The 23,921-nt window shown below is 34.4% G+C and carries 26 protein-coding genes and 3 tRNA genes; 20 read left to right on the top strand and 9 right to left on the bottom strand.

Features of this window, described 5'->3' with window-relative positions; all coding sequences use genetic code 11:
* The first annotated feature begins 1 nt into the window (after position 1).
* Genes CQA62_RS02380 through CQA62_RS02395 form a run of 4 tightly spaced genes read left to right on the top strand, consistent with a single transcriptional unit; the run spans position 2 to position 2,819 of the window.
* The gene (locus tag CQA62_RS02380) at positions 2-436 is read left to right on the top strand and encodes an FxsA family protein (protein ID WP_104724531.1); all 435 of its coding nucleotides are present in this window, start codon (positions 2-4) and stop codon (positions 434-436) included.
* Positions 411-1,334 carry a hydroxymethylbilane synthase gene (gene hemC / locus CQA62_RS02385; protein WP_104724530.1) on the top strand — a complete coding sequence of 308 codons (924 nt, stop codon included), beginning with the start codon at positions 411-413 and terminating at the stop codon, positions 1,332-1,334. The genes CQA62_RS02380 and hemC overlap by 26 nt, the downstream gene beginning before the upstream one ends.
* Positions 1,335-1,345: 11 nt before the next feature.
* Complete coding sequence (locus CQA62_RS02390) at positions 1,346-1,642, top strand: thiamine-binding protein (protein WP_104724529.1); 297 nt, start codon at positions 1,346-1,348, stop codon at positions 1,640-1,642.
* Between the two features lie 19 nt (positions 1,643-1,661).
* Positions 1,662-2,819 (top strand): FtsW/RodA/SpoVE family cell cycle protein, encoded by a 1,158-nt coding sequence (locus tag CQA62_RS02395; protein WP_104724528.1) that lies wholly within the window; start codon positions 1,662-1,664, stop codon positions 2,817-2,819.
* On the opposite strand, the gene CQA62_RS06845 is transcribed toward CQA62_RS02395, so the two are convergent.
* The 9 genes from CQA62_RS06845 to CQA62_RS02430 all read right to left on the bottom strand — a co-directional run bounded on the left by CQA62_RS06845 (position 2,704) and on the right by CQA62_RS02430 (position 9,052).
* Positions 2,704-3,519, bottom strand: coding sequence for a tetratricopeptide repeat protein (locus CQA62_RS06845; RefSeq protein WP_126498331.1), 816 nt, complete (start codon positions 3,517-3,519; stop codon positions 2,704-2,706). The genes CQA62_RS02395 and CQA62_RS06845 overlap by 116 nt on opposite strands.
* Before the next feature lie 45 nt (positions 3,520-3,564).
* Positions 3,565-4,884, bottom strand: coding sequence for an MATE family efflux transporter (locus tag CQA62_RS02400; RefSeq protein ID WP_104724527.1), 1,320 nt, complete (start codon positions 4,882-4,884; stop codon positions 3,565-3,567).
* The gene (gene mutY, locus CQA62_RS02405; RefSeq protein WP_104724526.1) at positions 4,884-5,873 is read right to left on the bottom strand and encodes an A/G-specific adenine glycosylase; all 990 of its coding nucleotides are present in this window, start codon (positions 5,871-5,873) and stop codon (positions 4,884-4,886) included. Before mutY ends, CQA62_RS02400 begins: the two co-directional genes overlap by 1 nt.
* Positions 5,870-6,433 (bottom strand): class I SAM-dependent methyltransferase, encoded by a 564-nt coding sequence (locus CQA62_RS02410; protein WP_104724525.1) that lies wholly within the window; start codon positions 6,431-6,433, stop codon positions 5,870-5,872. The genes mutY and CQA62_RS02410 overlap by 4 nt, the downstream gene beginning before the upstream one ends.
* A 9-nt stretch (positions 6,434-6,442) precedes the next feature.
* Complete coding sequence (locus CQA62_RS02415) at positions 6,443-7,327, bottom strand: carbon-nitrogen hydrolase (RefSeq protein ID WP_104724524.1); 885 nt, start codon at positions 7,325-7,327, stop codon at positions 6,443-6,445.
* Positions 7,314-7,472 (bottom strand): hypothetical protein, encoded by a 159-nt coding sequence (locus CQA62_RS06870; protein ID WP_158653686.1) that lies wholly within the window; start codon positions 7,470-7,472, stop codon positions 7,314-7,316. Before CQA62_RS06870 ends, CQA62_RS02415 begins: the two co-directional genes overlap by 14 nt.
* Positions 7,469-8,131, bottom strand: a complete 663-nt coding sequence (locus CQA62_RS02420) for a tRNA threonylcarbamoyladenosine dehydratase (protein ID WP_408609836.1) — start codon at positions 8,129-8,131, stop codon at positions 7,469-7,471. The genes CQA62_RS06870 and CQA62_RS02420 overlap by 4 nt, the downstream gene beginning before the upstream one ends.
* Positions 8,131-8,910 carry a 5'/3'-nucleotidase SurE gene (gene surE / locus CQA62_RS02425; protein WP_104724522.1) on the bottom strand — a complete coding sequence of 260 codons (780 nt, stop codon included), beginning with the start codon at positions 8,908-8,910 and terminating at the stop codon, positions 8,131-8,133. The genes CQA62_RS02420 and surE overlap by 1 nt, the downstream gene beginning before the upstream one ends.
* A gap of 57 nt (positions 8,911-8,967) precedes the next feature.
* Positions 8,968-9,052: transfer RNA gene (locus CQA62_RS02430), tRNA-Leu, on the bottom strand.
* Positions 9,053-9,268: 216 nt separating this feature from the next.
* On the opposite strand from CQA62_RS02430, the gene CQA62_RS02435 reads away from it, so the two are divergent.
* The 16 genes from CQA62_RS02435 to CQA62_RS02510 all read left to right on the top strand — a co-directional run bounded on the left by CQA62_RS02435 (position 9,269) and on the right by CQA62_RS02510 (position 23,917).
* Entirely contained in the window at positions 9,269-10,297 is a 1,029-nt protein-coding gene (locus tag CQA62_RS02435; RefSeq protein WP_104724521.1) for a ribonucleotide-diphosphate reductase subunit beta, read from the top strand.
* Complete coding sequence (locus CQA62_RS02440) at positions 10,287-11,021, top strand: nitrilase-related carbon-nitrogen hydrolase (protein ID WP_104724520.1); 735 nt, start codon at positions 10,287-10,289, stop codon at positions 11,019-11,021. The genes CQA62_RS02435 and CQA62_RS02440 overlap by 11 nt, the downstream gene beginning before the upstream one ends.
* Positions 11,014-11,727 (top strand): A24 family peptidase, encoded by a 714-nt coding sequence (locus tag CQA62_RS02445; protein WP_104724519.1) that lies wholly within the window; start codon positions 11,014-11,016, stop codon positions 11,725-11,727. Before CQA62_RS02440 ends, CQA62_RS02445 begins: the two co-directional genes overlap by 8 nt.
* Positions 11,720-12,739: an LptF/LptG family permease gene (locus CQA62_RS02450; protein ID WP_104724518.1), complete on the top strand. Its 1,020-nt coding sequence runs from the start codon at positions 11,720-11,722 to the stop codon at positions 12,737-12,739. Before CQA62_RS02445 ends, CQA62_RS02450 begins: the two co-directional genes overlap by 8 nt.
* A 247-nt stretch (positions 12,740-12,986) precedes the next feature.
* On the top strand, positions 12,987-14,231 hold the full coding sequence (gene purD / locus CQA62_RS02455) for a phosphoribosylamine--glycine ligase (RefSeq protein WP_104724517.1): 1,245 nt from the start codon (positions 12,987-12,989) through the stop codon (positions 14,229-14,231).
* The gene (locus CQA62_RS02460; protein ID WP_104724516.1) at positions 14,228-14,677 is read left to right on the top strand and encodes an RDD family protein; all 450 of its coding nucleotides are present in this window, start codon (positions 14,228-14,230) and stop codon (positions 14,675-14,677) included. Before purD ends, CQA62_RS02460 begins: the two co-directional genes overlap by 4 nt.
* Positions 14,658-16,898: an LPS-assembly protein LptD gene (locus CQA62_RS02465; protein WP_158653685.1), complete on the top strand. Its 2,241-nt coding sequence runs from the start codon at positions 14,658-14,660 to the stop codon at positions 16,896-16,898. Before CQA62_RS02460 ends, CQA62_RS02465 begins: the two co-directional genes overlap by 20 nt.
* Before the next feature lie 10 nt (positions 16,899-16,908).
* On the top strand, positions 16,909-17,556 hold the full coding sequence (locus CQA62_RS02470; RefSeq protein ID WP_104724514.1) for a phosphoribosyltransferase family protein: 648 nt from the start codon (positions 16,909-16,911) through the stop codon (positions 17,554-17,556).
* Between the two features lie 31 nt (positions 17,557-17,587).
* Positions 17,588-19,648, top strand: coding sequence for a polyribonucleotide nucleotidyltransferase (locus CQA62_RS02475; RefSeq protein WP_104724513.1), 2,061 nt, complete (start codon positions 17,588-17,590; stop codon positions 19,646-19,648).
* Between the two features lie 99 nt (positions 19,649-19,747).
* Positions 19,748-20,053: a F0F1 ATP synthase subunit C gene (locus CQA62_RS02480; protein ID WP_104724512.1), complete on the top strand. Its 306-nt coding sequence runs from the start codon at positions 19,748-19,750 to the stop codon at positions 20,051-20,053.
* Positions 20,054-20,085: 32 nt separating this feature from the next.
* Positions 20,086-20,170: transfer RNA gene (locus CQA62_RS02485), tRNA-Leu, on the top strand.
* Between the two features lie 22 nt (positions 20,171-20,192).
* Positions 20,193-20,279, top strand: a tRNA-Leu gene (locus tag CQA62_RS02490).
* Positions 20,280-20,587: 308 nt separating this feature from the next.
* A complete protein-coding gene (kdsB, locus tag CQA62_RS02495; protein WP_104724511.1) occupies positions 20,588-21,292 on the top strand; it encodes a 3-deoxy-manno-octulosonate cytidylyltransferase in 705 nt (234 codons plus the stop codon).
* Positions 21,293-21,301: 9 nt separating this feature from the next.
* Positions 21,302-22,651, top strand: a complete 1,350-nt coding sequence (locus CQA62_RS02500) for an MATE family efflux transporter (RefSeq protein ID WP_104724510.1) — start codon at positions 21,302-21,304, stop codon at positions 22,649-22,651.
* Entirely contained in the window at positions 22,648-23,289 is a 642-nt protein-coding gene (locus CQA62_RS02505) for an HAD family hydrolase (RefSeq protein ID WP_104724509.1), read from the top strand. Before CQA62_RS02500 ends, CQA62_RS02505 begins: the two co-directional genes overlap by 4 nt.
* A gap of 67 nt (positions 23,290-23,356) precedes the next feature.
* Positions 23,357-23,917 carry a pyruvate flavodoxin oxidoreductase subunit gamma gene (locus CQA62_RS02510; protein ID WP_104724508.1) on the top strand — a complete coding sequence of 187 codons (561 nt, stop codon included), beginning with the start codon at positions 23,357-23,359 and terminating at the stop codon, positions 23,915-23,917.
* Positions 23,918-23,921: the final 4 nt, after the last annotated feature.

The following is a 23,921-nucleotide window of genomic DNA, read 5'->3' on the forward strand; positions in this document are numbered from 1 at the left end:
AATGAGGAGTGGTGTAATTTTTATTCTTTATTTTTTTGTTGAGCTTGGATTTTTTGTTTTGTTTGCTCAAAATTTTGGTTTTTTCTCACTGGTGGGTGAAATTTTACTCAGTGGTGCTATAGGTATATTTTTATTAATGGGCACTTTAAGTGGTGGGAATGAGGAGGTGATCGATTTTTTTAGAGGAGTTAAAAATCCTCAAGAATTCATTGCTTCTAATCTTACTCGCACTTTGGGTGCGATTTTATTAATTTTGCCAGGATTATTAAGTGATGGTATAGGGGCATTGCTTTGTTTGGGGCTTTTTGATGGATTCTTAGTGGGGATTTTAAGCAAGTTTTTTACCCCAAAGAGAATGAATGATGAAGAAGAGATTATTGATGTTGAAGTCATTACAGAAGGGAGAAGTGATGAAAAAGATCATAATTGGAAGTAGGGGAAGTGTCCTTGCTTTGTGGCAAGCAAATCACATTGCTCAGAGGTTAAAGCATGAATGTCATATAGAAAGTGAGATAAGAATTGTTAAAACTCAAGGAGATAAAATCTTAGATGTGCCTCTGGCAAAGATTGGTGGCAAGGGACTATTTACAAAAGAACTTGAGGAGCTTTTGCTTAAGGGTGAGATTGATTTAGCTGTTCATAGCCTCAAAGATGTTCCTGTGTTCTTTCCTGAGGGCTTAAAACTTGTAGCAATCACTCAAAGAGAAGATGTGCGTGATTGTTTTTTATCTTATCGGTATAAGAATCTTGATGATCTTCCCCTTGGGGCAAAGGTAGGGACAACTTCATTGCGTCGTAGTATGCAAATTAAGGCAAAGAGAGCAGATCTTGATACACAAAGTTTAAGAGGAAATGTACAGACTCGCTTGGAGAGATTGAAAAAAGGTGAGTTTGACGCGATTATTTTGGCACAAGCAGGAGTTAATCGCCTACAGATTAAAGGGGTGGAGTATATTCAACCCATTGCAATTAAGGAGATGATTCCAGCTATGGGGCAGGGAGCCTTAGGACTTGAATGCAGAGAGGATAGTCAATATTTTTCTTTATTTGAGAGTCTTAATGATGAGAAAACAAAGATTTTTTGTGAGTGTGAGAGAGAATTTATTAAGATGCTTGAGGGGGGGTGTCAAGTTCCTATTGGAATTCATGCGTATGAAAAAGATGGAAAGCTTGAGATGATTGGAAAGATTGGATTGCCCAATGGAGAGAAAGTGATTGCTCTTAGTACACAAGGCGAGTTAAGTTCTCATCTTCAACTTGCACAAACTTTTGCAAGAGAATTTGAAGATAGGGGTGCAAGAGAAATTTTAAATCTTGCTGCACAAATGATTTAAGGAAAGATTGCATGGCAGTATTATTAGAGCTTAGTATTTTTAGTATTGAGGGAGAGGTGAGCAAGAGAAGTGAGGTGGCCTCAGTCATTCTAGCTTTGCAAAAAGAGGGGTTTTCTCCTATTCTTGGAGAAATGGGAACAGTGCTTGAAACCCAAGAGATGAGCGATGCTCTAAGAGCAATTGAAGTAGCAAATTCTGTGATGCAGGCTAAACGCTATTATGTGATTGCCAAATTTGATTGCTACCCTCAAAGAGAAAAGATGATAGAGGGGAGAGTAGAGCGTGTTTTAAAAGAACTTCGCTCATAAGAAAATCATAAGGGTTAGAATGCAAAAAACAATTTTCTACTCATCAGTTATTTTGCTTTGCTTTGGCATTGTGATGGTTTATTCACTTTCGACCTATACAGTTTTAATCTATGATGTAAGAAGTGATCATTTTATGAGCAAACAATGTATTTCTGCACTTGTTGCCATCTTATTAATGTGGTTAATTTCACAACTTAATATTGATTGCTGGTTTAAGATTTTAAAAAACCTGCTTTTCTTTCTTTCTTTTTTTGCAATCCTTGCTATTCCTTTTTTACCAGAAAGCTTAGCAACAAATGCAGGTGGCGCCCAAAGATGGATTAGATTATTTGGTTTCTCTATTGCCCCTTTAGAATTTTTTAAAATCGGTTTTATTATGTTTCTTTCTGATAATCTTTCACGAAACTATAAACCCCATCCTTCTATTAAAGATGAGTTGGAATCGCTATTTCCTATTTTGCTTGCAATTATTGTTGGTTTTTTATGCGTTGTATGGTCGCAAAATGATTTTGGACAAGTGGCTGTGATGAGTATTAGCTTTTGTGTTATGCTCTTATTTGCAGGTGGAAGCAAAAAACTCCTTGGCTTATTTGCAACTCTTGCTTTAATAGGATTTGTTTTAATCATTACTTGGGCTTCAAGAAGAGTAGAGAGGATTAAAATTTGGTGGGCTTCAGCTCAAAATGTTGTCATTGATAAGATGCCTTTTTTAAGTTTTTTAAAAGTTGAAGATATGCCAGAACCTTATCAAATTTATCATGCAGGGAATGCTATTCATCATGGAGGTTGGCTTGGAAGTGGTATTGGTGGAGGGGTGGTGAAGCTTGGATTTTTAAGTGAAGTGCATACAGATATGGTTTTAGCTGGAATTGCTGAAGAATTTGGTTTCTTTGGGATTCTTGGAGTGCTTGGATTGTTTTTATTTGGAGTGATCTATCCTATTTTAAAAATTGCAAATCGTGTGCAAAACCAAATGTATTCGCTTTATTGTGTAGGTATAGCCTGCTTACTTAGTTTTGCTTTTTTTATCAATGCTCTAGGAGTCACAGGTGTTATCCCCATTAAAGGGATTGCTGTTCCATTTTTAAGTTATGGGGGGAGTTCTTTAGTTTGTGTTGGCCTTGCTTTGGGGATTGTGTTGGCGATTTCAAAGAAAATTGCACGCCCCAGCGCTTAAGTGTTCTGCAAGAGAGTTCATCCCCATAAGAACATCCTTTTTCATAGTGGATTTTTGCCCCGATAAGATTTTGCGATTTTTCATAGGCATATCCAAGGGTATAATAGAATTTTTGGCAAGATGAAGAATCTCCTTTATTGCAGTTTGAATTCCAAATTTCCAAAGCTTTATATTGATTTTTTGCTACGCCCAAACCGTTGTAATACAAAATTGCGAGGTTTTTACATCCTCTTAAATCTCCACTATTGCATGAGCGATCTAGAAGTTTTTGGGCGGAAGAGATTTGTGATTGGGTATTTGCTGCAATAATTCCTGCTTCATAGCATCCCAAAGCATCTGACCCTTGGCAGGATTTTTCAAGATGATAAAATGCTTCTTGGAGATCTTGTCCATAAGCACTTCTACCTTGATAAAAAATCATTCCTGCTTCAAAACAAGTTTTCAGATCATTTTTTTCCTGACAAGCTTGCATTTTACTTTGGAGTTCTTGCGTAGAGATGAGTTTAATTTTTTCTCGATGCTTACGATCACTTTGTTTATGGGGAACAAAGCGCTCAATTGCTTCATTATGATCTTTAGGAGCTTGAGAAATTTGTTTTAAAACTTCTTGATTTTTTTGTGCTTTTTCAGGAGTTTGATCTTCAGGTATATCTTGCGCAAATACAAATGAAAAAAGCAAGAAAAAGTAAAATCTTTTCATTATACAAACCTTAAATGATAGTGCAAGTTAATATATCGGATTTTTTTAGATTTTTACAATACTTTTAGAGAATTTTTCTTGATCAAAAATCCACCAAAAAATTCCTGCTCTGATAAAGGTTTCAATACAGATAATGGCAAAAATATAATAGACGCAGAAGTGAAAAAGAGTACAGAAATACATAGGAATAATTCTTAACCCCCAAATACTGCAAGCATTAATGATTAGAGAAATTTTACTCGCGCCTAAACCCCTTAATGCTCCATCAAGGACAAAAATTGTAATGAGCGGGATTTGAGAGATTCCTACGGCAACCAAATAAGCATAGGAGTATTGAATAACTTGGGCATTGGAACTAAAAATCAGGGATGCACTTGTTCCAAAAATACACATTAAAATCCCTAAAATTCCCATAAAAATTATACTTAGATATAGGGTGAGATAAACGTAGGCTTTACCTATTTTAATCTTTTTAATATTTTGCCCCATCAAAGTCATTGAAGCAATCATAAAGCCAAAACCAGGCATAAAAGCAAAGGCTTCAATCCTTCCACCAATTTGAAAACCTGCTAAAATTTCACCCCCGTAATTGATAAGAAATTTTGAAATTACCACAAGAGAAAAAAGTGTGAAGGCTCTCTCAACCCCTGTGGGAATCCCAATTTTAAGAGCAAGTTTGAAATAAGAAAAATCTAATTTAAAATTCATTGAGAAATATTTTTTTGTTAAAAGCACTAAAAGTAAAGCCTCAAGAGAAATGCTTAAAAGATTGGCTATGCCTGCACCAAAGAGTTCAAGTCTTGGGAAAGAGAAGAGGCCAAAGATTAAAATATAATTTGTGAGAATATTAAAAAGTGTGCAAAAGATCTTTACATAAAAGGGGATATTGGCTTTTGAAATAGCTGAAAAAGCAGAGGTAAGAGTGGTTTTAAGAAGCAGGGGAGGGAGAGCGAAGGCAAGAATATTTAAAAATTCACTTGCAAGTTTACTGCTTTGCTCATCTGCACCCATCCATGTAAGATAGGGGATTTGTGTAAAAAGTGCAATAAAAAATAATGGAATAGAGCAAAGTAAAGAGCAGATTAAAAGTGTAAAAAGTGCTGTTTTTCTTTGAGTGTGCTGGGCATAAAGACGCGCGATTGTTGCATTTGTTCCTGTAAAAAAGATCGCAGTAATGGTATAAAAAAGCATAATAAAGTTCATTCCCATACCAAATGCTACGATATGAGAGGTGGAGAGTTTTCCAATAAAAAGCAGGGCAATAGAAATATTAAAAATATCAAGAAATGAGCTCATCCCGCTAGGTAGAGCAATTTCAAAAATCTTTTTGAATCGTTTAAGATTTTTAGCCGAGAAAAGACGCATTATAAAAACCTGAGTGCTTTTTTGCAGAGATTAGAAATGGGTAAAGAGGTGATTTGTTCTAATGTGAAAAATTCTATATCTTGGATTTTGGGTAAAGTAGAACAGAGATAAACAAAAGCTTCAATCTTGTAACGCGTATAGTGATGGGAGAATTTTCCAAGAAATTCCGAGTTTTCAATCTTTTCTAAAGATAGAGGGTTGTATAGACCATGGTAGAGCTTTTGCTTACTTTTGATTAAGGAAATTTTACCCTCTTGTATATAAAAACCAAGATGAAGTTCTAAAGGGGTGAGAGAAGATTTTTTACTCTGGGGATATATAGAGGGATTGCATTTGCCAAGACAGAAGTCTTGAATGGGACAAAAAAGACAATTTGGATTTTTAGGAGTACAAAGTGTGGCACCTAAATCAAGGAGAGCTTGATTATGATCAAAAGGGTTTTGGGTATTTAAGAATTCTTGAGCTTTTTCTTTGAGAAATTTTGCGCTAGGAGAAGAGAGGGCAAAAAGGCGAGAGAAGATTCGTGCAATATTTCCATCTACAAAACTCACAGCCTCTCCGTAACCAAAACAAGCTATTGCTCCAGCAGTATAATCCCCAATACCACTAAGAGTTTTAAGGTCTTTAACATTTTGAGGAAGTGCACCATCAAAACGCTCTACACAAATTTTTGCGCTTTTTTGCAGATTTCTGGCCCTAGAGTAATATCCTAATCCCTGCCAAGCGTGTAAAACTTCATCTTCATAGGCATGGGCAAGAGAAACCAGAGTGGGGAAACGATGTAAAAAAGGGAAATAAAATCTTTCTTTGACTACATTGACTTGGGTTTGTTGAAGCATAATTTCACTGATATACACTCCATAAGCTCGATTAATGTGGGCAAGTTGAGGATTAGGATTACAAGATTGGGTGGGAAGATTTCTCCAGGGGAGGTCCAATCTACCTTCTTTGTAATACCATTGCAAAAGATTGTGATGAAAATCATTCATTGTTTTTGAGCAACAAAAGAGATGATTTTAGCCTCTTTTCCTTCACGACGTATAATGTAAGAGGTTTGATGATGTAAAATCTTGAAATCTTTAAAGATACTTTCCAATTCTCCATCATTAAGAATCTTCTCATCAATAATGGCTGAAGTATTTTCTCCATTGGGTTCTTTAATGAAGGTTTCAAGTAAAAAGATTGCATGAGGTTTAAGGGCTTTGAGGATTGAGGGGAATAAATCCCTGTTGAGAAAATAAAAATTTGCAATTACATCATAAGTATTGCTTTTTGGGCGATAGATGTCCAGATCTTTTTGATATGCAGTGATATTGGGAAAATGAGAAAAGAGTGAGAGCGCAACATAAGAAATATCTACACTATCAACTAAAAACCCATTTTCAGCAAGAAATTTTGAATTCCTCCCATTCCCACAAGCAATATCTAGCGCTTTTCTTCCATCTAAAGAGAGGAGAGTGGGTAGAAATTCTACTAATAAGCTACTTGGAGTTTGGGGCATAGGGTGTTGAAGATGTTTTTCATTCCACTTGATTGCATCTTCTAACATTTGATCTCCTTAATCACAATAACGTTTGAGGATATCCCCATAGCATTCAATGCGACGATCACGCAAAAAAGGCCAAATACGTCTTACTTCCTCACTTCTACTCATATCAAGGGTGAGATGAATAATTTCTTCATCTTCCTCACTTCCCATAGCCAACTCCTCGCCTTGGGGACCAAAAATAAAACTAGAACCCCAAAATTTAATTCCCTCTAATACTCCTGATACATCTTGCTCAAAACCTACACGATTAATTGCAATGGTTGGAAGTCCATTAGCAATTGCATGTCCTCTTTGCACTCCAAGCCACGCATCTCTTTGACGAATTCTCTCCTCTTTGCTATCACTCATAAACCATCCAATTGCTGTAGGATAAATAAGAAGTTCAGCTCCTTTGAGTGCCATAATTCTTGCAGCTTCAGGATACCACTGATCCCAGCACACCATAACCCCAAGCTTGCCTACACTTGTTTGTATAGGCTCAAATCCCAAATCTCCAGGAGTGAAATAAAATTTCTCATAAAACCCAGGATCATCAGGAATATGCATTTTTCTATATTTTCCTGCAATACTTCCATCTTTTTCAAACACAATGGCTGTATTGTGATATATGCCTGCACAACGTTTTTCAAAAAGTGATACTACAAGTACAACAGATGCTTTTTTGGCAGTGAGTGAGAAAAATTCTACATGGCGCTCAAAGTCATTAGCGTAATCAAAAAAATCAGTATTTTCACTTTGGCAAAAATATTCTTGAGTATGCAACTCTTCAAGAAGTACAAGTTTTGCACCCCTCTCACTTGCCTCAAAGATTGCTTCTTGAGTTTTTTTTAAAGTTTGTTCTTGATGATAGGCTTGCTGGATAAGTGCAAGAGGTAGAAGTTTATTCATCTTCATAATCGCTATCAGGGTTTTGATAGTCATCATCATCATACCCTTGGTAGTATCCCTCTTCTAAAACGTCATTTTCCTCATTATTGATGTATTCATCTTCATAATCAAGTTCATCATCCTCATAAGAAAATATAATTTTCTCTTTCATGATTTACTCCTTTCTTTAATATCTCGTAAAATTTCGCTTGCAATTTGAAGTCCAAAACTTCCTGTTACAACATTGCAACTCCCTAGAGCTTTGCAATGAGGAATTTCATCTGAAAATATTACTTTAAAATTCCCTCTAAAGTGCTGTTTTTTAAGATTCTCTCTAAACTTTCTTGCAAATTTATCCCCATAGCTTTTCCAAATACTTGAAACCTTGATGCAAAGCGGGTTGAGTTTTTTTGCACTTCCAGTAGAACTAATATAACTCCCCATTCTCCTTCCATAAGCTTTTTTGGCGAGTAGAATCTTTGCATCAATATCATCAATGGCATCAACAATATAATCAAACCGATCAAAATCAAGTGTTTGCAAAAAATCTTCATTCACAGATGCATGAATAGGGGTAATGTTTTCATAAAGCTTAGAGAGAACAAAAACTTTAACTTCCCCAACAGCCTCTGAGCCAATTTGTCGGTTTTGATTGGTAACATCAAAACTATCCTTATCAACAATGGTGATATTTGTAATTCCACTGCGATAAAGAGCATCAAGGGCATATCCTCCAACTCCTCCAACACCAAAAATTAAAACTTTTGTTTTAGAGATAGTTTCAAAGCAATCTGAAAAAATAATCCTTGAGCGTGTGTAGCGATCTATCATTATTTTATCCATTCATTGAGTTTATCCAAATCTTGCATACTTGTAAGATTTAGAGTAATGGGAGTGAGAGAAATATATCCTTGAGAAATTGCTTGAAAATCTGAAAGAATTTGAGCATTTTCTTGCTCTTTCCATTTAAGGGGATGCAGTCCTAACCAAAAATATTCTTGACCTCTGGGATTTTTGCTCTTTTTAGCAGAATTCTCATAGATACGATAACCCGCTTGAGTAATTTTGTATCCCTTGCATTCCTTGGAGGTAAGATTAGGAATATTAATATTAAGAAGTTTGCGATCTTGCAAAGGAAATGAGGAGTTAAAAATTTGTTTAACAATATGACGGATACATTCTTTTGCAAGAGAGAAATTATGATGTTGTTTTTCGTCATTTTTAAGCACTTGAGAGATTGCAATGGATGGGATTCCATAGATTGCTCCTTCCATTGCCCCTGCAACTGTTCCTGAATAAGTGATATCTTCCCCCATATTGGATCCAAGATTAATCCCTGAAATTACCAAATCAGGATTTTTATCTTTAAAAAACTCATACAATCCAAGATAAACACAATCGCTAGGAGTCCCATTATCAAGTTTGTAAAAATCTTTTTCTATCTCAATCATTTTTAAGGGTTTGGAGAGTGTAAGCCCATGCCCACAAGCTGATTTTTCGCATGCTGGAGCAATGGTTAATACTTTTGCAATATCCTTAAGAGCCTCTTTTAATGCTATTAATCCAATAGAATTGAATCCATCATCATTTGTGAGTAATATTGTTTTCAATGTATGCCTTAGTAATAATAAAATAAAAAATGGATTTTATCATAAAGAGTTAAAAAGTGGTGCGGAAGAGAGGACTTGAACCTCCACGCCTTGCGGCGCCAGATCCTAAGTCTGGTGCGTCTGCCAATTTCGCCACTCCCGCAGGATCTTTTAAATGAATTAAAAGCCGAGATTATAAAATATCTTTGCTTATTTTTTACTTAAAAATTAAAAAATTTTAGAGCAAGGTAAAAAATGAAGCTTATTTTAAAAATAAGCACAGAACAAAACTTAGATTTTTTGCTTTTACTTTATTTCTAAGCTTTAAATGTATTAAAATACTTCTTTATTTTCACAAGTTAGAGAGGAGCTTTTATTCATGGAAATACAGCGCAAAAAAATTTATAATCCCAATTCTATAGAGACAGTCAATGATCGTAAGATTTTTGGCGGAGATCCTACGAGTATGTTTGATCTGAATAAGATTAAATATCAATGGGCGTATAACCTATGGAAGGTTATGCTTGCAAATACTTGGTTTCCCGAAGAAGTGAATATGAATGCTGATAAGAGAGATTATAATGGTGGTCTTACAGATCAGGAGAAACTTGGATATGATAGAGCTTTGGCTCAACTTATTTTTATGGATTCTTTGCAGACAAATAATTTAATTGACAATGTCAATCCTTATATGACAAGTCCCGAAATTAATCTTGCCCTTGTGCGTCAAGCCTATGAAGAGGCATTACATTCTCAAAGCTATGCGGTTATGGTAGAGTCAATCTCTGCAAACACTGAAGAGATTTATGATATGTGGCGTGTAGATATGCAATTACGAGCAAAAAATGATCATATTGCTAATGTTTATATGGAGCTTGCGCAAGATCCAACAGAGAGAAATTTGGTCAAAGCAATGTTTGCAAATCAAATCTTAGAGGGAATTTATTTTTATAGCGGATTTTCATTTTTCTACACTCTTGCACGTTCAGGAAAAATGCTTGGAAGTGCACAAATGATTAGGTTTATTCAAAGAGATGAAGTGACTCATCTTCTTCTTTTTCAAAATATGATCAATTCTGCTAAAAAGGAGCGTCCAGAATTATTCACAAAAGATTTAGAAGAAGAAGTGGTGGAGATGTTTAAAAAAGCTGTAGATGTAGAGAGTGCTTGGGGTGAGTATATTACCCAGGGGCAAATTTTAGGTCTTACAAGTGAGATTATTAGAGAGTATATTCAGTATCTTGCCGATGATCGTTTAATGCATGTAGGAATGCCAAAAATTTATGGTTCGAAAAATCCAATTAAATGGGTAGATCAATTCTCTAGCTTTAATGATCAAAAAACTAATTTTTTTGAAGCCAAGGTAACAAATTATGCAAAAGGAAGTATAAATTTTGATGATTTCTAAAAGGGTGTATACCATTCAATTTAAACGAAAGGAAGATTTTTTTTCTGATCTTGGAAATATTATAGGATTTATTGAGAGATGTGTAAGACATTCTATCATTTGTACAGCAGATTTAATTTTAAGTGGTTTTGCTTTTGATCGATTGAAAGAGGCAAGTGAATTTTCAAAAATTGCTTTAGCAAAATATCTTGAAGTTACAAATGAAAAAACCTTGATTACCTCGGTGATTGAAGAAATTGATGGTGATTTTTATAATAATATTAAAGTCATTAAAAATCATGAAATTATCTATTCTCAAGCAAAAACTCAACTCTTTCCCCTAAATAATGAAGAGCAATATATGCGTTCAGGGTGCAGAAAGGGGATTGGATTTTTTGAAATTGATGGAATCAAATGTGCAGTTATGAATTGTTTTGAATTACGATTTGTTGATTTGTGGCAAAGGGTAAGGGGGGCAGAAGTTATTTTTATTCTAGCTCAATGGGACAAAGAACGAAAGCACCATTTTGAAGTTCTCTCTCAAGCCTTAGCAATTACAAACCAATGTTTTGTTGTTGCAAGTGATTGTGCAAACACAGGAATGTCAAAGGCAAGTTCAATTATCAATCCTTTTGGCAAGGTCTGTAAGGATGGTAAAAGGGGCGTTGTTTGTATGGATATTAATCTTAATGAAGTTCAAGAAATGAGAAACTTCCTAAGAGTGGGATTGGAAGATAATGCTTAATGATCTGGAGATTCTTATAACAAAAAGGCATCTTCTTTGGGTAGGATTGTTCTTGCTCCTCTCTTATGGGATTTCCACTCTTTGTGTAAGTTTTTTTGGACGAGAAAATAAAAATTTTTCCCTCTTTTTTAAACAAACCTTTTTTTCAGTGCAAAGTCTTCTGATTGCTGTGTGTATACCAAGCTTGTTTTTTTTGAGTATTTTTCTTTATGGATATAAAGAGTATGCATGGTTTATCTTTATTTTTTTAGGATTATTTTTTACGCTTGCTCTAATTGACTATCTTAAACTTGCTGTGCCTGATATTTTAAATTTTGCTTTATTTTTTTATGTTTTTGTGGGCTTGTATTATTTTAATGTGTTAAGTTATGAAAATTTTATTTCTTCATTTGCACTCTTAGGGGCTTTTTCATTGTTAAGAATGTTTGGGGGATTTGTTTTTAATAAGGAGGTGATGGGGGAAGCAGATTTGATTGTTATGGGCTCTATAGGTGCATTATTTCCTTTTATATATGGTTGCTATATAATTGTAACTTCAGCATTTTTGGCTATGGGTTATATTTTAATTTTGGGAGCTTTTTACTATCGTAATAAGACCATTTCTTTCTCTCAAATCAAGATCCCTTTTATCCTCTTTTTATTTTTAGGCTTTATTGTAGGATTGTTTTATTGGCAATTTCCTATTTTTGGAGTTCTAAATGTATAAGAAATATTTTTTAAGTGTATTTTCTCAATTCTTTTTCCCTCTTTTTATTGTTTTATTTTTTATTTCTTCTGTGATTTTGCTTATCACCATTGCAGGTTCAAGTCATGTTGTTAAACTTCATTTTATGGATTTACTTTTTTTATTTTTATATTCCTTGCCTAATACTGTATTTTTTATTATTCCTATTACTTTTTTTGCTTCCTGTGTTTTGTGTATTTCAAGACTTTCTTATGATTATGAGATGCTTGTATTTTTCTCACTAGGAATAAGACCTTTTGAGTTGGTAAAAACTTTTTTTCCATTGACTTTGATTGTTTCTCTTACTTCTCTTGTATTTTCTTTGGGTGCTGTGCCGATTTCAAAGAGGGCATTTGATAATTTTCTTGAACGAAAAAAAGTTGATGTAGATATTAATATTAGAGCAGGGGAGTTTGGACAAAAAATTGGAGATTGGCTTGTTTATGTGAAAAGCGCAAAGGATAGAGTATATCAAGATCTTATTTTGTTTTCTACCAAAGGCTTGGGATTTGAAAATTTTATTTCAGCAAATGAGGGAAAAATTACAAATCAGCAAGGAATTTTTACACTTGCTCTAAAAAATGGCGAATCTTATATGGCACAAGATGAAGAGTTTAGAAAAGTTATGTTTGAACACATGAATATTCGCACCCAAGTAGGTGAAGCACCTTTAAGTGGATATGATTTAGTCGAGTATTGGAAAAATGCATTTAATGGAGAGAGTGAAAGTAAGGCAAAACGTTTTGTAAAGGCTGTGTTGGTTTCAATTTTTCCACTTTTAAGTTTATTCCTTATCCCTTTGATTGGAATTGCAAATCCACGTTATCATAAGAATTTTTCTGCTTTTTTTACTTTGGGATCAATTTTACTCTTTTATATTTGTGTTTATATTTTTGTGGGAGAAAATCCATTTTTAGCCTTGGCAATTATTCCTTTGGTATGGTTTTTTGGGAGCTATATTCTTTATACTTATAAAATCAAACCGCTTTATTAAAAAATATAAGGTTTTATTTTATAATTATAAAGCTCAAATGACTCGTTTTCCCCCATATGCTAGTCTGTTAAAAAAAGTAGAGTTAGATGGGGTAGAGGGTCTTGTGTGTTGGCATTCCCGTTTGCAACCCTTAGTGGTGAGGTTCTGCCCCTAATAGATCCCTTCTCATCTTATATGTGTAGTATTTAGGCTACGCATTAAGGGGTAGCGGTTATTTGGGTGTAATTTTTTTGATTAAAGAGGAAAAATGCAAAGACATATTTTAATCATAGGAAATGGTGGTCGAGAGTATTCTCTAGGTTTAGCATTGAGTAGAGAAAATATTTCTTTGTATTTTTATCCAGGTAATGGTGCAACGCAGAAGCTTGGAAAGAATTTAAGTGTAAAAAACTTTGAACAACTTTATGAGCAGATTTGTAAGTATCAGATTGATTTGGTTGTTGTAGGAATAGAGACACCATTGATTGAGGGGATTGTTGATTTTTTAGAACAAAAAGGTGTGAAGGTTTTTGGGCCAAGTCAAAGGGCAGCGATGCTTGAGGGGTCAAAGGCATATATGAAAGATTTTGCTACTAAATACAATATTCCCACAGCACGTTATTTTCAAAGCACAGATAGGCAAAAACTTAAAGACTTTGTAAGCACACTTCAATGCCCTATTGTTATCAAGGCCGATGGCTTGTGTGCAGGTAAGGGGGTAATCATTGCACAAAGCCTACAAGAAGCCTATGAGGCAATTGATGAGATGAAAAAATTTGGAGAGGCTGGAAGTCGTATTGTGGTTGAGGAGTTTTTGGAAGGCTATGAACTCTCTGTCTTTGCGCTTTGTGATGGAGAAGATTTTGTTTTACTTCCTGTTGCACAAGATCATAAACGTTTAAATGATCATGATGATGGACCTAATACTGGAGGTATGGGAGCTTATGCTCCAACACCTCTTTGCAATGAGGCTTTGATGCAAAAAATTATCTCACGCATTATTGCCCCCGCTTTAAGAGGGTGTAAAAGTGAAAATCACCCTTTTTGTGGAGTGTTGTTTGCAGGGATTATGGTAGTTGGAGGTGAACCAATTTTACTTGAGTTTAATGTACGTTTTGGTGATCCAGAATGTGAGGTTTTGCTTCCTATACTTCAAGCACCACTTTTAGAGATTTTGGATTGCTGTGTTCATGCAAGACTTTCAAGTTTAAAATATGAATGCAATGGAAAATTTGCACTTGGAGTTGTTTTAGCCAGTAAAAATTATCCTTACAAATCAAGCATGCCCGTAAAAATCAACCTTAAGGATTTTGATCCTCTCTTAGGACACATTTCATTTGCCGGAGTTGAAGAAAAAGAGGATGGTTTGTATGCTGTTGGGGGAAGAGTATGCGTGTGTATAGGCATTGCAGAGAGTTTGGAACAAGCAAGAGAAAATGCTTATAAGATTTGTGAATGTGTTGAATTTGAAGGCAAACAGTATCGAAAAGATATAGGTTTTAAAGCATTATGAATCTTGAAGAGATTTTGTATAGAGAAGAGATTGTTTTAGCAAGTATTGGACGCAGGGCTATGGCCTTTTTACTTGATAGAATTTTAATTTCTTTTGTTTTTACCTTAATTTACTGGAATGAATTTTCAGCACTTTCAGGAAGCTATTTACAAGTTGTCAATTTTTTTTACGAAGTTATTTTGCAATTTTTGCTTTTAAATTTTACTTATGAAACTCTTTTTACTGCTTTGTATGGTGCGACTTTGGGAAAGATAGCCTGTAAAATCAAGGTGATTTCTACCTCCTTACTTGATCATCCAAATATCCTTTTTTCTTGTATTAGAAGTGCTATGAAGATTCTAGGAGAATATTTCATCTACATTCCCTTTCTCCTTATATATTTTACACCTTTTAAACAGACTTTACATGATCTATTGGGTAAAACAATTGTCATTAAATATGCATAAGTTTTTTTGCCCTCTTGTATTTATCTTAACTTTTATTGATGCAAAAGAAAACTATCAACCTCAATCCTCACAGCTTGGAGAAATTACTGCTGATACACTCTCAAGTGATAAGGATAAAATTTATGCAAAAGGGCATGTTGTACTTGTGAGTGGAGAGTATTACATTTCTGCAAATGATGTTGTTTATGATAAAAAAACCAAAAGAGCTGAAATTAAAGGAGAGGTTAGGGTGTATAAAGGGAGCGATCTCTCTCTTAGTGCCAAGAGCATAAAGGCTGATTTTTCTCAAGATAGCTTTTCTCTATCATCAATTTATTTGCAAAATATCCCTAGTGGACTTTGGGTAAGTGCAAAAGAGGCAGGTTCTGAGAATAATGTCTATCACTTTAAGGAAAATATAGTCTCAGGATGTGATATTCAAAATCCTATTTGGCATTTTGATTCAAGCTCTGGAAGTCTTGATCAGAGTGACAATATTTTGACATTATGGAATACACGAATTTATTTGGGTGAAATTCCTATTTTTTATGTTCCTTATATGAGTGTCAGTATAAACAATCAAAGAAAAAGTGGTTTGCTTTATCCAAAACTTGCTTATTTAAATGAAGATGGATTTTACTATCAGCAACCTATTTTTATTGCACCTTATAATAGCTGGGATATTACCCTCTCTCCCCAAATTAGAACCTCAAGAGGTGCAGGTATATCTGGAGAGTTTAGATTTGCTACTCCAAGAGATAATCTTCTTACTTTTCAAACAAAGTATTTTTACAATACAAAAAAGTATGTTCAAAGATATTCAATTCTTAATCAGCATATTTATGGATTTAATTTTGATTTTGAAACACGATTGGGTACAGGATGGTTTGATGGCTATGAAACACTTCATGATGGGTTTTATTCCAATTTTACTTATATGAATGATTTGGACTATCTTAGAATTGATGATACGGGGAAGAAGATCAGTGATCGTTTGAATGTCTCTAGATTTAATTACTTTTTTTATTCACAAGAACATTATGTAGGTTTTTACAATAAATTCTTTATTGATATTGCTCAGCCTGTCAATAAGGACACATTCCAGCTTCTTCCAGGTTTGCAGTATCATAAATTTTATAATTCTTTATTTTGGAAAAATCTTAACTACTCCATTGATGTTCAAACCAATAATATTACGCGTCAAGAAGGTTATGGATATTATGAAAATACAATCAATATTCCTATTGGTATTGAACTCCCACTCTTTGATGGATATCTCTCTATTGGTGCATCAACAGATCTAAACTTTACGAATATCAATCTTTATCACACTAAGAATCTTGAGATTGCCAATCACCCTACAATCAATTATAAAAATGCAAATTTTTTTACCGCAAATTATTTGGCCTCACTGGCAACAGACTTGGCAAAAGATTATGGCACTTTTATGCATACTTTTCAGCTTATGGCAAAAATCTCAGGGCCTTATTATCGTTATACAAGTGATATGTTTAGCGATAATATTTATAAAGACTATTCAAATATTATTGTTGCAGTTGCCAATAATTCTTCGCTAAATAGCGAACAAAAAAAGGTTATTATTAATAATCTTTGGAATCCGGGATCAATTGTTGATTTTGATACCAATAAACATCGCTTTGAAATCCAGCTTTCCCAATATTTTTATAATAATGAAGGGAATACATTGTTTTATTACAATCTCTCTCAAAAGCTTAACCTCCAATCCCAAGATTACCTTTTCTCTGAGAATATGATTAATGAGATTGGAAGCTCACCCATCAATGGTTTGGATCTTAAAACATCGGTGTATTATTCATTTTTTTATAAAGATATTACCGAGGTCTCAGCAAATATTGATTTTCAAAAATGGCATTTTAAAGGCTCCTTGGGATATTATTATAAAAAGCTTTTTGCTTCTAAGGATTCAAGTGTAAATGCAAACTTTATCAATTTTTCATTGAGCAATGATTTTGGCTATTTTGGTCTGAGTGGAGAAGTGAATTATGATTTTTTAGCTCAGCAGATTAAAGATTGGAGTGTAAAAATCTCAACAGATATTCGATGCTTTGGAGTAACCTTAAAGTTTGCTCAAGAGACTGCTTCAATTCTTACAGATAAGCCCAATCAGCCTCTTGAAAGTATTGTTAATAATTATGTTCGTTTGGAGTTTAGATTTACCCCTCTAAGTGAAGTGGGTGTGGCATATCGATTCAATAAGTAAGGAGCGAATTATGGATAAGAAAAAAAATTATTTTATCAATCAAGAAGATGCTGCAAAGCGTCTTATTGAAGAGCTTGAGAATGTTAATTTTTACAATACAGTTATTTTAAGCATTTCTACGGATGCGCAATCTTTGGCTCAGAGTGTGGCAGAATATTTTGATTTACCTCTTGAGCACTTGTTTCTTGATCCTATTTTAGCTCCTGAAAATCCTGAATGCACTGTTGCCCTTGTTAGTGAACTTATGGATGTGGTGATTAATGAAAACCTTTTACAGTCTTTTGGCATTAGCACAGATTATATTTATGAAAAAGCACAAGAACACTATGAAAAAAATATTATTCCTTTAGTAAGATATATGAGAAAAGGAGAGAAGATTAGCTCTTTTGTAAATAAAAATATTTTGATTGTTGATGAGAGTGTTGAAACAGGTTTCAGTATTGAGTTGGCAATTAAGACTTGTGTTAATAATGGTTGCAAGAGTGCATCTGTAGCAACTCCTGTACTTTCAAAAGATATTGAGAATTATTTATTAAAAATCTGTGATTGTGTGTATAAAGTGATCAGTCCAGATTACTTTGTCTCAACCAATTATTATTATAAAGACCTACAAACTCAAAGAAAAGATTTACTTCTCAGAGAGAATTACTTAGTGTAGAATCTAAAAATTTTTATTTAAGGAATTTATAATGCAAATTCATAATGAGAGCTTTGATTTTTCTAAGGTTGCTACTCAAGCCTCTGGATCTGTATGGTATCAGCAGGGAGGGACTGTTATACTCGCAAGTGTGGCAGTAGATGAAGAAAAGATCATTGATGAGGATTTTTTACCCCTTACCGTGCAATATATAGAAAAAGCCTATGCTAATGCTAAAATTCCCTCAGGTTTTATTAAGCGAGAGAGTAAGCCTAGTGATTTTGAAACATTAACCTCTAGAATTATCGATCGTACTCTTCGCCCATTATTCCCCTCAACTTATCGCCACCCAACGCAAATAAGTATTTTAGTTTTAAGCTATGATGGGCAGAGCGATTTACAAGTGTCTGCACTTAATGCTGCCTCTAGTGCTTTATATGTTTCAAGTATCCCTTTAAGTTATCCTGTTTGTGCCGTAAGAGTGGGGAGGGATAAGAATGGTTTTATTCTTTCTCCTAATGCAAAACAATTAGAAGAGGGGAAATTAGATCTTTATATCTCTGGCTATGGGGATAATATTTTAATGATTGAAATGCGAACAATTCGCCAAAATTCAGATGCTAATGAGCTAAGTGAAGATGAGCTTTGTGAAGCAATTGAATTAGCAAAAAAACAGATCGCACAGACTTCAAAAGCTTATGAGCAAAATTTCAAGGAATATCAAAAGCCAACTTTTACAATTAAGCATTGCAATGATGCAGAGGCAGAAGAGATTGAAGAGATCATTGCTCAGAGATATTGGGGAGATTTAAATGAAGCAATTACTCAAATGGCAAAAAGTGAGCGTATGGTTGAGCTTCAAAAGCTCACACAAAAAATTGCCTCTGAATGTTCTTTAGACTATGAGCAAGTCTTTTTAGGTGTACAAAAGAGTAAAAGAAAAGTTGTAAGAGAGAAGATTTTAAAACAAAAGAGTAGGGCTGATCATAGAGGTTTAAAAGATGTTCGTCCTATCAGTATTCAAACAAATATTCTTCCCTTTGCACATGGATCCTGTCTTTTTAAAAGAGGTCAAACCCAAGCTCTTGTTGTGGCGACCTTGGGAGGTGAACAAGATGCCCAAACTTATGAGCTTTTGGGAGATAAGAGCGCAAGTAAAGAACGCTTTATGGTGCATTATAACTTTCCAGGCTTTAGTGTGGGAGAGGCAAGTTTGATTGGTGCACCAGGAAGAAGAGAGTTGGGGCATGGAAACTTGGGGAAAAGAGCCTTAGAGTCTAATCTTGCTGATAAACGTGTTGTGCGCTTGGTTTCTGAGATTTTAGAATCTAATGGTTCAAGTTCAATGGCAACAGTATGTGGAGGATCTTTGGCATTATATGCAAGTGGAGTAGAGTGTGACAATCTTGTTGCAGGTGTTGCAATGGGATTAATTAAGGAGGGAGAAGAATATGCAATCCTTACAGATATTATGGGGTTAGAAGATCATGAAGGAGATATGGACTTTAAAGTTGCAGGTTCAAATAAGGGTGTGAGTGCATTGCAGATGGATATTAAGCTTGGTGGAGTGAGTTTAGATATTTTGCGTGAGGCATTGTTACAAGCAAAAGAAGCAAGATTGCATATTTTAGAATTAATGCAAGAGAGTGTAAAAAGCATTGTTAGAAATGATGCAATTTTACCTATTTGTGAGAGTTTTTATATTGAGGCAGAAAGGATTGTAGAAATTATTGGCGCAGGGGGGAAAACAATTAAAGAAATTATTGAAAAATTTGAAGTCAACATTGATTTAGATCGTAGCAGTGGAGAGGTAAGGGTGAGTGGAATTGGTCAAGAGCGTTTAAATCAAACCAAAGATTATATTCTTGCACTCCTGCAAAAAACAAAGCCTCAAAAAATTGATTTAAGCATTTATCCTGCAGGAATGAAATTTAAGGGAAGGGTAAAGAAGCTGATTGATTTTGGAGCATTTATTCAAATGCCTCAGGGTGGAGATGGGCTTTTGCATAATCGTAAGATACGGGCAAAAAATATATCCTTAAAAGAGGGGGATGAAATAGAATGTATTGTTCTTTTTAGTGAAGTAGGCAAGGTTGAATTAGATTTTGTATAGAAAATTAATTTTTTTGCTATAATTGCATCTTTAATTTAAGTTACTAGCGCAGTTGAGTAGGGGAGAGATCCGAAAGGTGCGAGAGTAGAAAGGAAAAGAATGAAAAAATTATTTTTCTTGGCATTTGTTTGTCTTGGTTTTGCATTTGCAGAAGATATGACAATGATTAAGTCATATTCTATTCTTGGTGCAGTGATTGGACTTGGTATTGCTGCTTTTGGTGGTGCTCTTGGTATGGGTTACACTGCTTCAGCAACAATTTCAGGTATTGCTAGAAATCCTGGTGTAGGGGGTAAGCTTACAGGAACAATGTTTATTGCTCTTGCTTTGATTGAAGCACAAGTTATTTATACTCTTGTTTTGGCTGTTGTTGCAATTTATGCAAATCCTTTTATTTCAGCATAATTTCTAAGAAAAAGAGGGGTGGAACTTCTTTTGCGCTGGTGGTGGAACTGGTAGACACGCTATCTTGAGGGGGTAGTGAGGAAACTCGTGCGAGTTCGAGTCTCGCTCAGCGCACCATTTATCTTTCTTTTATCAATGTGCCGGAGTGGTGAAACTGGTAGACGCGCTAGACTCAAAATCTGGTAGGGGAAACTCTGTGTCGGTTCGAGTCCGACCTTCGGCACCACAACTTCTAATTTTTATTTCAAGATTTATTATCAATAATGTTTTAAGGTTATCTTTAGTAAGAAATATTTAATTCAACAAAGTCCCGTAAGATCAAATGAAGATTGTAAAGTTTGAGGTATTTTATTTTTAAAAAATATTGAATAAATGAGATGTGAAATGGGCTATAAAGAAATATATGATTTAAAAATCAAAAAGATTATTAAAGTTATATACTTAAATAAGATGAAGTAACATTTGGGCAAAGTAGATAGAGAGTAGAGGATAAAATGCTAAAATTATACTTTATCTTTGCTCTAAGGTTGAAGAATGATTATTATCCCAGCACGATTGCAATCTACACGATTTCCTCAAAAAATGCTTACTGATATTTTAGGTTTACCTATGATTGTAAGAACAGCCTTGCGTGCTAAAGAGGTTGATGAAGTCTGTGTCGCAACAGATGCTCAAGAGATTTTAGAAATTTCTCAAGAGTATAATATCTTAGCGGTAATGACTTCCTCTTCCCATAATAGTGGGACAGATCGTTGTGCTGAGGCTGCAAGGATTCTGGGATTAGATGATGATGAAATTGTAGTGAATATGCAAGGAGATGAACCATTTTTAGAGAGTGAGATTTTACTTTCTTTAAAATCTATGATGAAAGAAAATTCGCCTTTTATGGGGACTTGTATTAAGCATATTGGTGCAGATGAGGCTCAAGATCCTAATCTTGTTAAGGTTGTATTAAATACTAAAGGGGAAGCCCTGTATTTTTCTCGCTCACTCATTCCTTTTAATCGAGATGGAGTAGAGGTGGAATATTTTGGACATTTAGGAATTTATGCTTTTAGCAATAAAACTCTCCAAGAATTTTGCTCTCTTCCAAAATCACCTCTTGAAGAGATTGAAAAGCTTGAGCAACTTAGGGCTTTATGGAATCAAAAAACAGTCCAGACGCTTTTGGTAAAAACTCAGAGCATAGGAATTGACACTTTAGAAGATAAAGAAAAAGCAATTAAATTTTTCTCTTAGGAAATAGAAATGACAAAAGAAATTGATTTAAAAAATGAACGTATTGCATATTTATTTTTTTATTATTTTTTCCCCTCTCTACTCTCAATGCTTTCTTTGAGTACACATGCGATTGTAGATGGATTTTTTGTTGCACATGCATTAGGCAAGGATGCAGTTTCTGCACTTGGAATTACTTGGCCTATTTTTCCAGCCTTGATTGCTTGTGAATTGCTTTTTTCTGTAGGTGGGAGTGCAATGATTGCTTTTTATCTTGGAAAAGGAGAGAAGCATAAAGCCAGAGAGTTTTTTAGCTCAATTGTGTATTTTGTTTTAGTTTTTGGTCTATTTGCAAGCTTAATTCTTTATTTTTACACAAGAGAGATTTCTATCTTTTTGGGATCAAGTGAGAATCTTTTAGATCTTGTGAGCGAGTATTTGAGCATTATTTTTGCAGGGGTTTTTGTGATGTTTTTACATCCTGTACTTGATATGTTTGCAGTTAATGATAGAGCCCCTAGACTCGCAATGATTTCAATGGTTATAGCTTCTGTAGGAAATATTGTATTTAATTATATTTTTCTTTTTATTTTTAATCTTGGAATCTATGCAAGCGCCCTTTCCACGATTCTTGGAAGTATTGTTGCAATCAGTGTTCTGCTCTGGCATTTTTTAAGTAAAAGAGGGGATTTGTATTTTATTCCTAGCTTCAGTCTCTCAAAAATTTTTCAGTCTGCAAAAAATGGTCTTCCTGCATGTGCTTCTGAGATCAGTGCAAGTATAGTCATGTTGCTTTATAATCTAACACTGATGCATATTGTAGGGGAGAGGGGGGTGCTTATTTATACAATTGTAATGTATGGAGGGATTGTATTTTTTACAATTCTACTCTCAGTAGCTCAAGGGGTTCAGCCTATTGCTAGTTTTAATTATGGAGCAATGGAAATGGCACGTGTAAGAGGGATTTATCGTTTTGCATTAATGTTTTCCTTCATAGTGAGCAGTATTTTGTATGGATTATTTTTTATCTTTGGTGAAGATTTTATCAGGGCTTTTTTAAGCAGTGAGGATATTAGTAATGATGCCTCTTTAGTAGGAGAAATTGTTTTTGCAATGAGAATTTGGTTTATTGCTTATTGGGCAATTGGTTTGCACATGGTAACTTCGATTTTCCTACAATCTGTGCAACGTCCAATAGGTGCATTAATTATTACGATCTGCTATACAATTGGATTTACAGCTTTACTTCTTCCAATCTTAAGTCAAAATTATGGAATAGTAGGAGCGTGGGCGACTTATCCAATTTCTGCATTTTTAACCTTATTTGTTTTGGCAGGTGTTTTGCTTTATGAGAAGAAGAAAGGGGTATTTTCAAAATGAAAGAGAAAATTTTATTATTTGATTTAGATGGAACATTGATTGACTCAACACAAGCAATTTTGGAGAGTTTTATCAATGCAAGTTTATTTTTTGGATTTAGTTTTAAGGGAAGAGAGAAAGAGATTGAGGTATTAATTGGATCTCCTTTAAGAGAGATGTTTCTTAAAATGGGTCTGCCTGCAAATGAAATTGAAGAGTGTATCAAGCTTTATCGATCAAATTACCAAAGAATTTATTTGGAAAAAACTTTTTTGTTACCAAAAGTAAAGAATTCCTTTAAGAAACTTCCAAATACCTATTTGTTGGGGGTTGTCACTTCTAAATCGAGCTTTTTTTCTAAAAAAATTTTAGAAAATCTTGGAATGTTGGATTACTTCTTTCGTATTATTGGTATTGATGATGTGCATGAGCCAAAACCTAGTGCAGAACCAATATTTAAGGCATTAGAGGGGCTTAGATATGATAAAAATAATGTGTACATGATTGGCGATACATTTTTTGATATGCAAGCAGCTAAAAATGCTGGAATAATGGGGATTGGAGTGCAAGGAAAGTATGATAAGAGTTTAAGAGAATACACAGATTATGTTTTTGAGGATATGCAAAAAGCTTTGGAATATATAAAGCATAAAGTTTGATTAATATGATGTAAAATATTATGAACTTAAAAAGATTTTATTTATTAGAACCTAAAAGGAGGTATAGATGCTAGAAATTAGATGGCATAGTCGTGCTGGACAAGGTGCGGTAACAGGTGCAAAAGGTTTGGCTGATGTTGTTGCAGGGACAGGGAAGCAAGTGCAGGCATTTGCATTTTATGGTTCTGCAAAGAGAGGAGCAGCAATGACTGCTTATAATCGTGTAGATACTGAACCAATCCTTAATCATGAGAAATTTATGAAGCCTGATTATGTATTGGTGATTGACCCAGGATTAGTATTTATTACTGATATTTGTGCAAATGAAAAAGCTGATACAAAATATATTATTACAACCCATTTGAGTAAAGAAGAACTTCTTGAGAAAAAACCCGAGCTTAAGGGAAGGGAGGTTTATGTGCTTGATTGCATTAAAATCTCTCGTGAGACAATTGGTAAATCAGTTCCTAATGCTCCTATGCTGGGCGCATTAATGAAGATTTCTGGAATGCTTGAACTTGATTATTTTTTAGAACATTTTATCAAGTTGTTAGGAAAGAAACTTCCACAAAAAATTATTGATGCAAATCGTGAAGCAATTACAAGAGCATACAACGAAGTAAAATGAGGAG

Source organism: Helicobacter cholecystus, from assembly GCF_003364215.1.
Classification (GTDB): Bacteria; Campylobacterota; Campylobacteria; order Campylobacterales; family Helicobacteraceae; genus Helicobacter_G; species Helicobacter_G cholecystus.

Bases quoted from the DNA above. Each gene is read 5' to 3' on its own strand.
- kdsB (WP_104724511.1), top strand. From the start codon at position 20,588: ATGATTATTATCCCAGCACGATTGCAATCTACACGATTTCCTCAAAAA.
- CQA62_RS02390 (WP_104724529.1), top strand. From the start codon at position 1,346: ATGGCAGTATTATTAGAGCTTAGTATTTTTAGTATTGAGGGAGAGGTG.
- CQA62_RS02475 (WP_104724513.1), top strand. From the start codon at position 17,588: ATGCAAATTCATAATGAGAGCTTTGATTTTTCTAAGGTTGCTACTCAA.
- CQA62_RS02400 (WP_104724527.1), bottom strand. From the start codon at position 4,884: ATGCGTCTTTTCTCGGCTAAAAATCTTAAACGATTCAAAAAGATTTTT.
- CQA62_RS02440 (WP_104724520.1), top strand. From the start codon at position 10,287: ATGATTTCTAAAAGGGTGTATACCATTCAATTTAAACGAAAGGAAGAT.
- CQA62_RS02460 (WP_104724516.1), top strand. From the start codon at position 14,228: ATGAATCTTGAAGAGATTTTGTATAGAGAAGAGATTGTTTTAGCAAGT.
- CQA62_RS02450 (WP_104724518.1), top strand. From the start codon at position 11,720: ATGTATAAGAAATATTTTTTAAGTGTATTTTCTCAATTCTTTTTCCCT.
- CQA62_RS02500 (WP_104724510.1), top strand. From the start codon at position 21,302: ATGACAAAAGAAATTGATTTAAAAAATGAACGTATTGCATATTTATTT.
- mutY (WP_104724526.1), bottom strand. From the start codon at position 5,873: ATGAATGATTTTCATCACAATCTTTTGCAATGGTATTACAAAGAAGGT.
- CQA62_RS02435 (WP_104724521.1), top strand. From the start codon at position 9,269: ATGGAAATACAGCGCAAAAAAATTTATAATCCCAATTCTATAGAGACA.
- CQA62_RS02480 (WP_104724512.1), top strand. From the start codon at position 19,748: ATGAAAAAATTATTTTTCTTGGCATTTGTTTGTCTTGGTTTTGCATTT.
- CQA62_RS02470 (WP_104724514.1), top strand. From the start codon at position 16,909: ATGGATAAGAAAAAAAATTATTTTATCAATCAAGAAGATGCTGCAAAG.
- CQA62_RS02380 (WP_104724531.1), top strand. From the start codon at position 2: ATGAGGAGTGGTGTAATTTTTATTCTTTATTTTTTTGTTGAGCTTGGA.
- CQA62_RS02410 (WP_104724525.1), bottom strand. From the start codon at position 6,433: ATGTTAGAAGATGCAATCAAGTGGAATGAAAAACATCTTCAACACCCT.
- CQA62_RS06870 (WP_158653686.1), bottom strand. From the start codon at position 7,472: ATGAAAGAGAAAATTATATTTTCTTATGAGGATGATGAACTTGATTAT.
- hemC (WP_104724530.1), top strand. From the start codon at position 411: ATGAAAAAGATCATAATTGGAAGTAGGGGAAGTGTCCTTGCTTTGTGG.
- CQA62_RS02510 (WP_104724508.1), top strand. From the start codon at position 23,357: ATGCTAGAAATTAGATGGCATAGTCGTGCTGGACAAGGTGCGGTAACA.
- CQA62_RS02420 (WP_408609836.1), bottom strand. From the start codon at position 8,131: ATGATAGATCGCTACACACGCTCAAGGATTATTTTTTCAGATTGCTTT.
- CQA62_RS02415 (WP_104724524.1), bottom strand. From the start codon at position 7,327: ATGAAGATGAATAAACTTCTACCTCTTGCACTTATCCAGCAAGCCTAT.
- CQA62_RS02445 (WP_104724519.1), top strand. From the start codon at position 11,014: ATGCTTAATGATCTGGAGATTCTTATAACAAAAAGGCATCTTCTTTGG.
- CQA62_RS02395 (WP_104724528.1), top strand. From the start codon at position 1,662: ATGCAAAAAACAATTTTCTACTCATCAGTTATTTTGCTTTGCTTTGGC.
- purD (WP_104724517.1), top strand. From the start codon at position 12,987: ATGCAAAGACATATTTTAATCATAGGAAATGGTGGTCGAGAGTATTCT.
- CQA62_RS02505 (WP_104724509.1), top strand. From the start codon at position 22,648: ATGAAAGAGAAAATTTTATTATTTGATTTAGATGGAACATTGATTGAC.
- CQA62_RS06845 (WP_126498331.1), bottom strand. From the start codon at position 3,519: ATGAAAAGATTTTACTTTTTCTTGCTTTTTTCATTTGTATTTGCGCAA.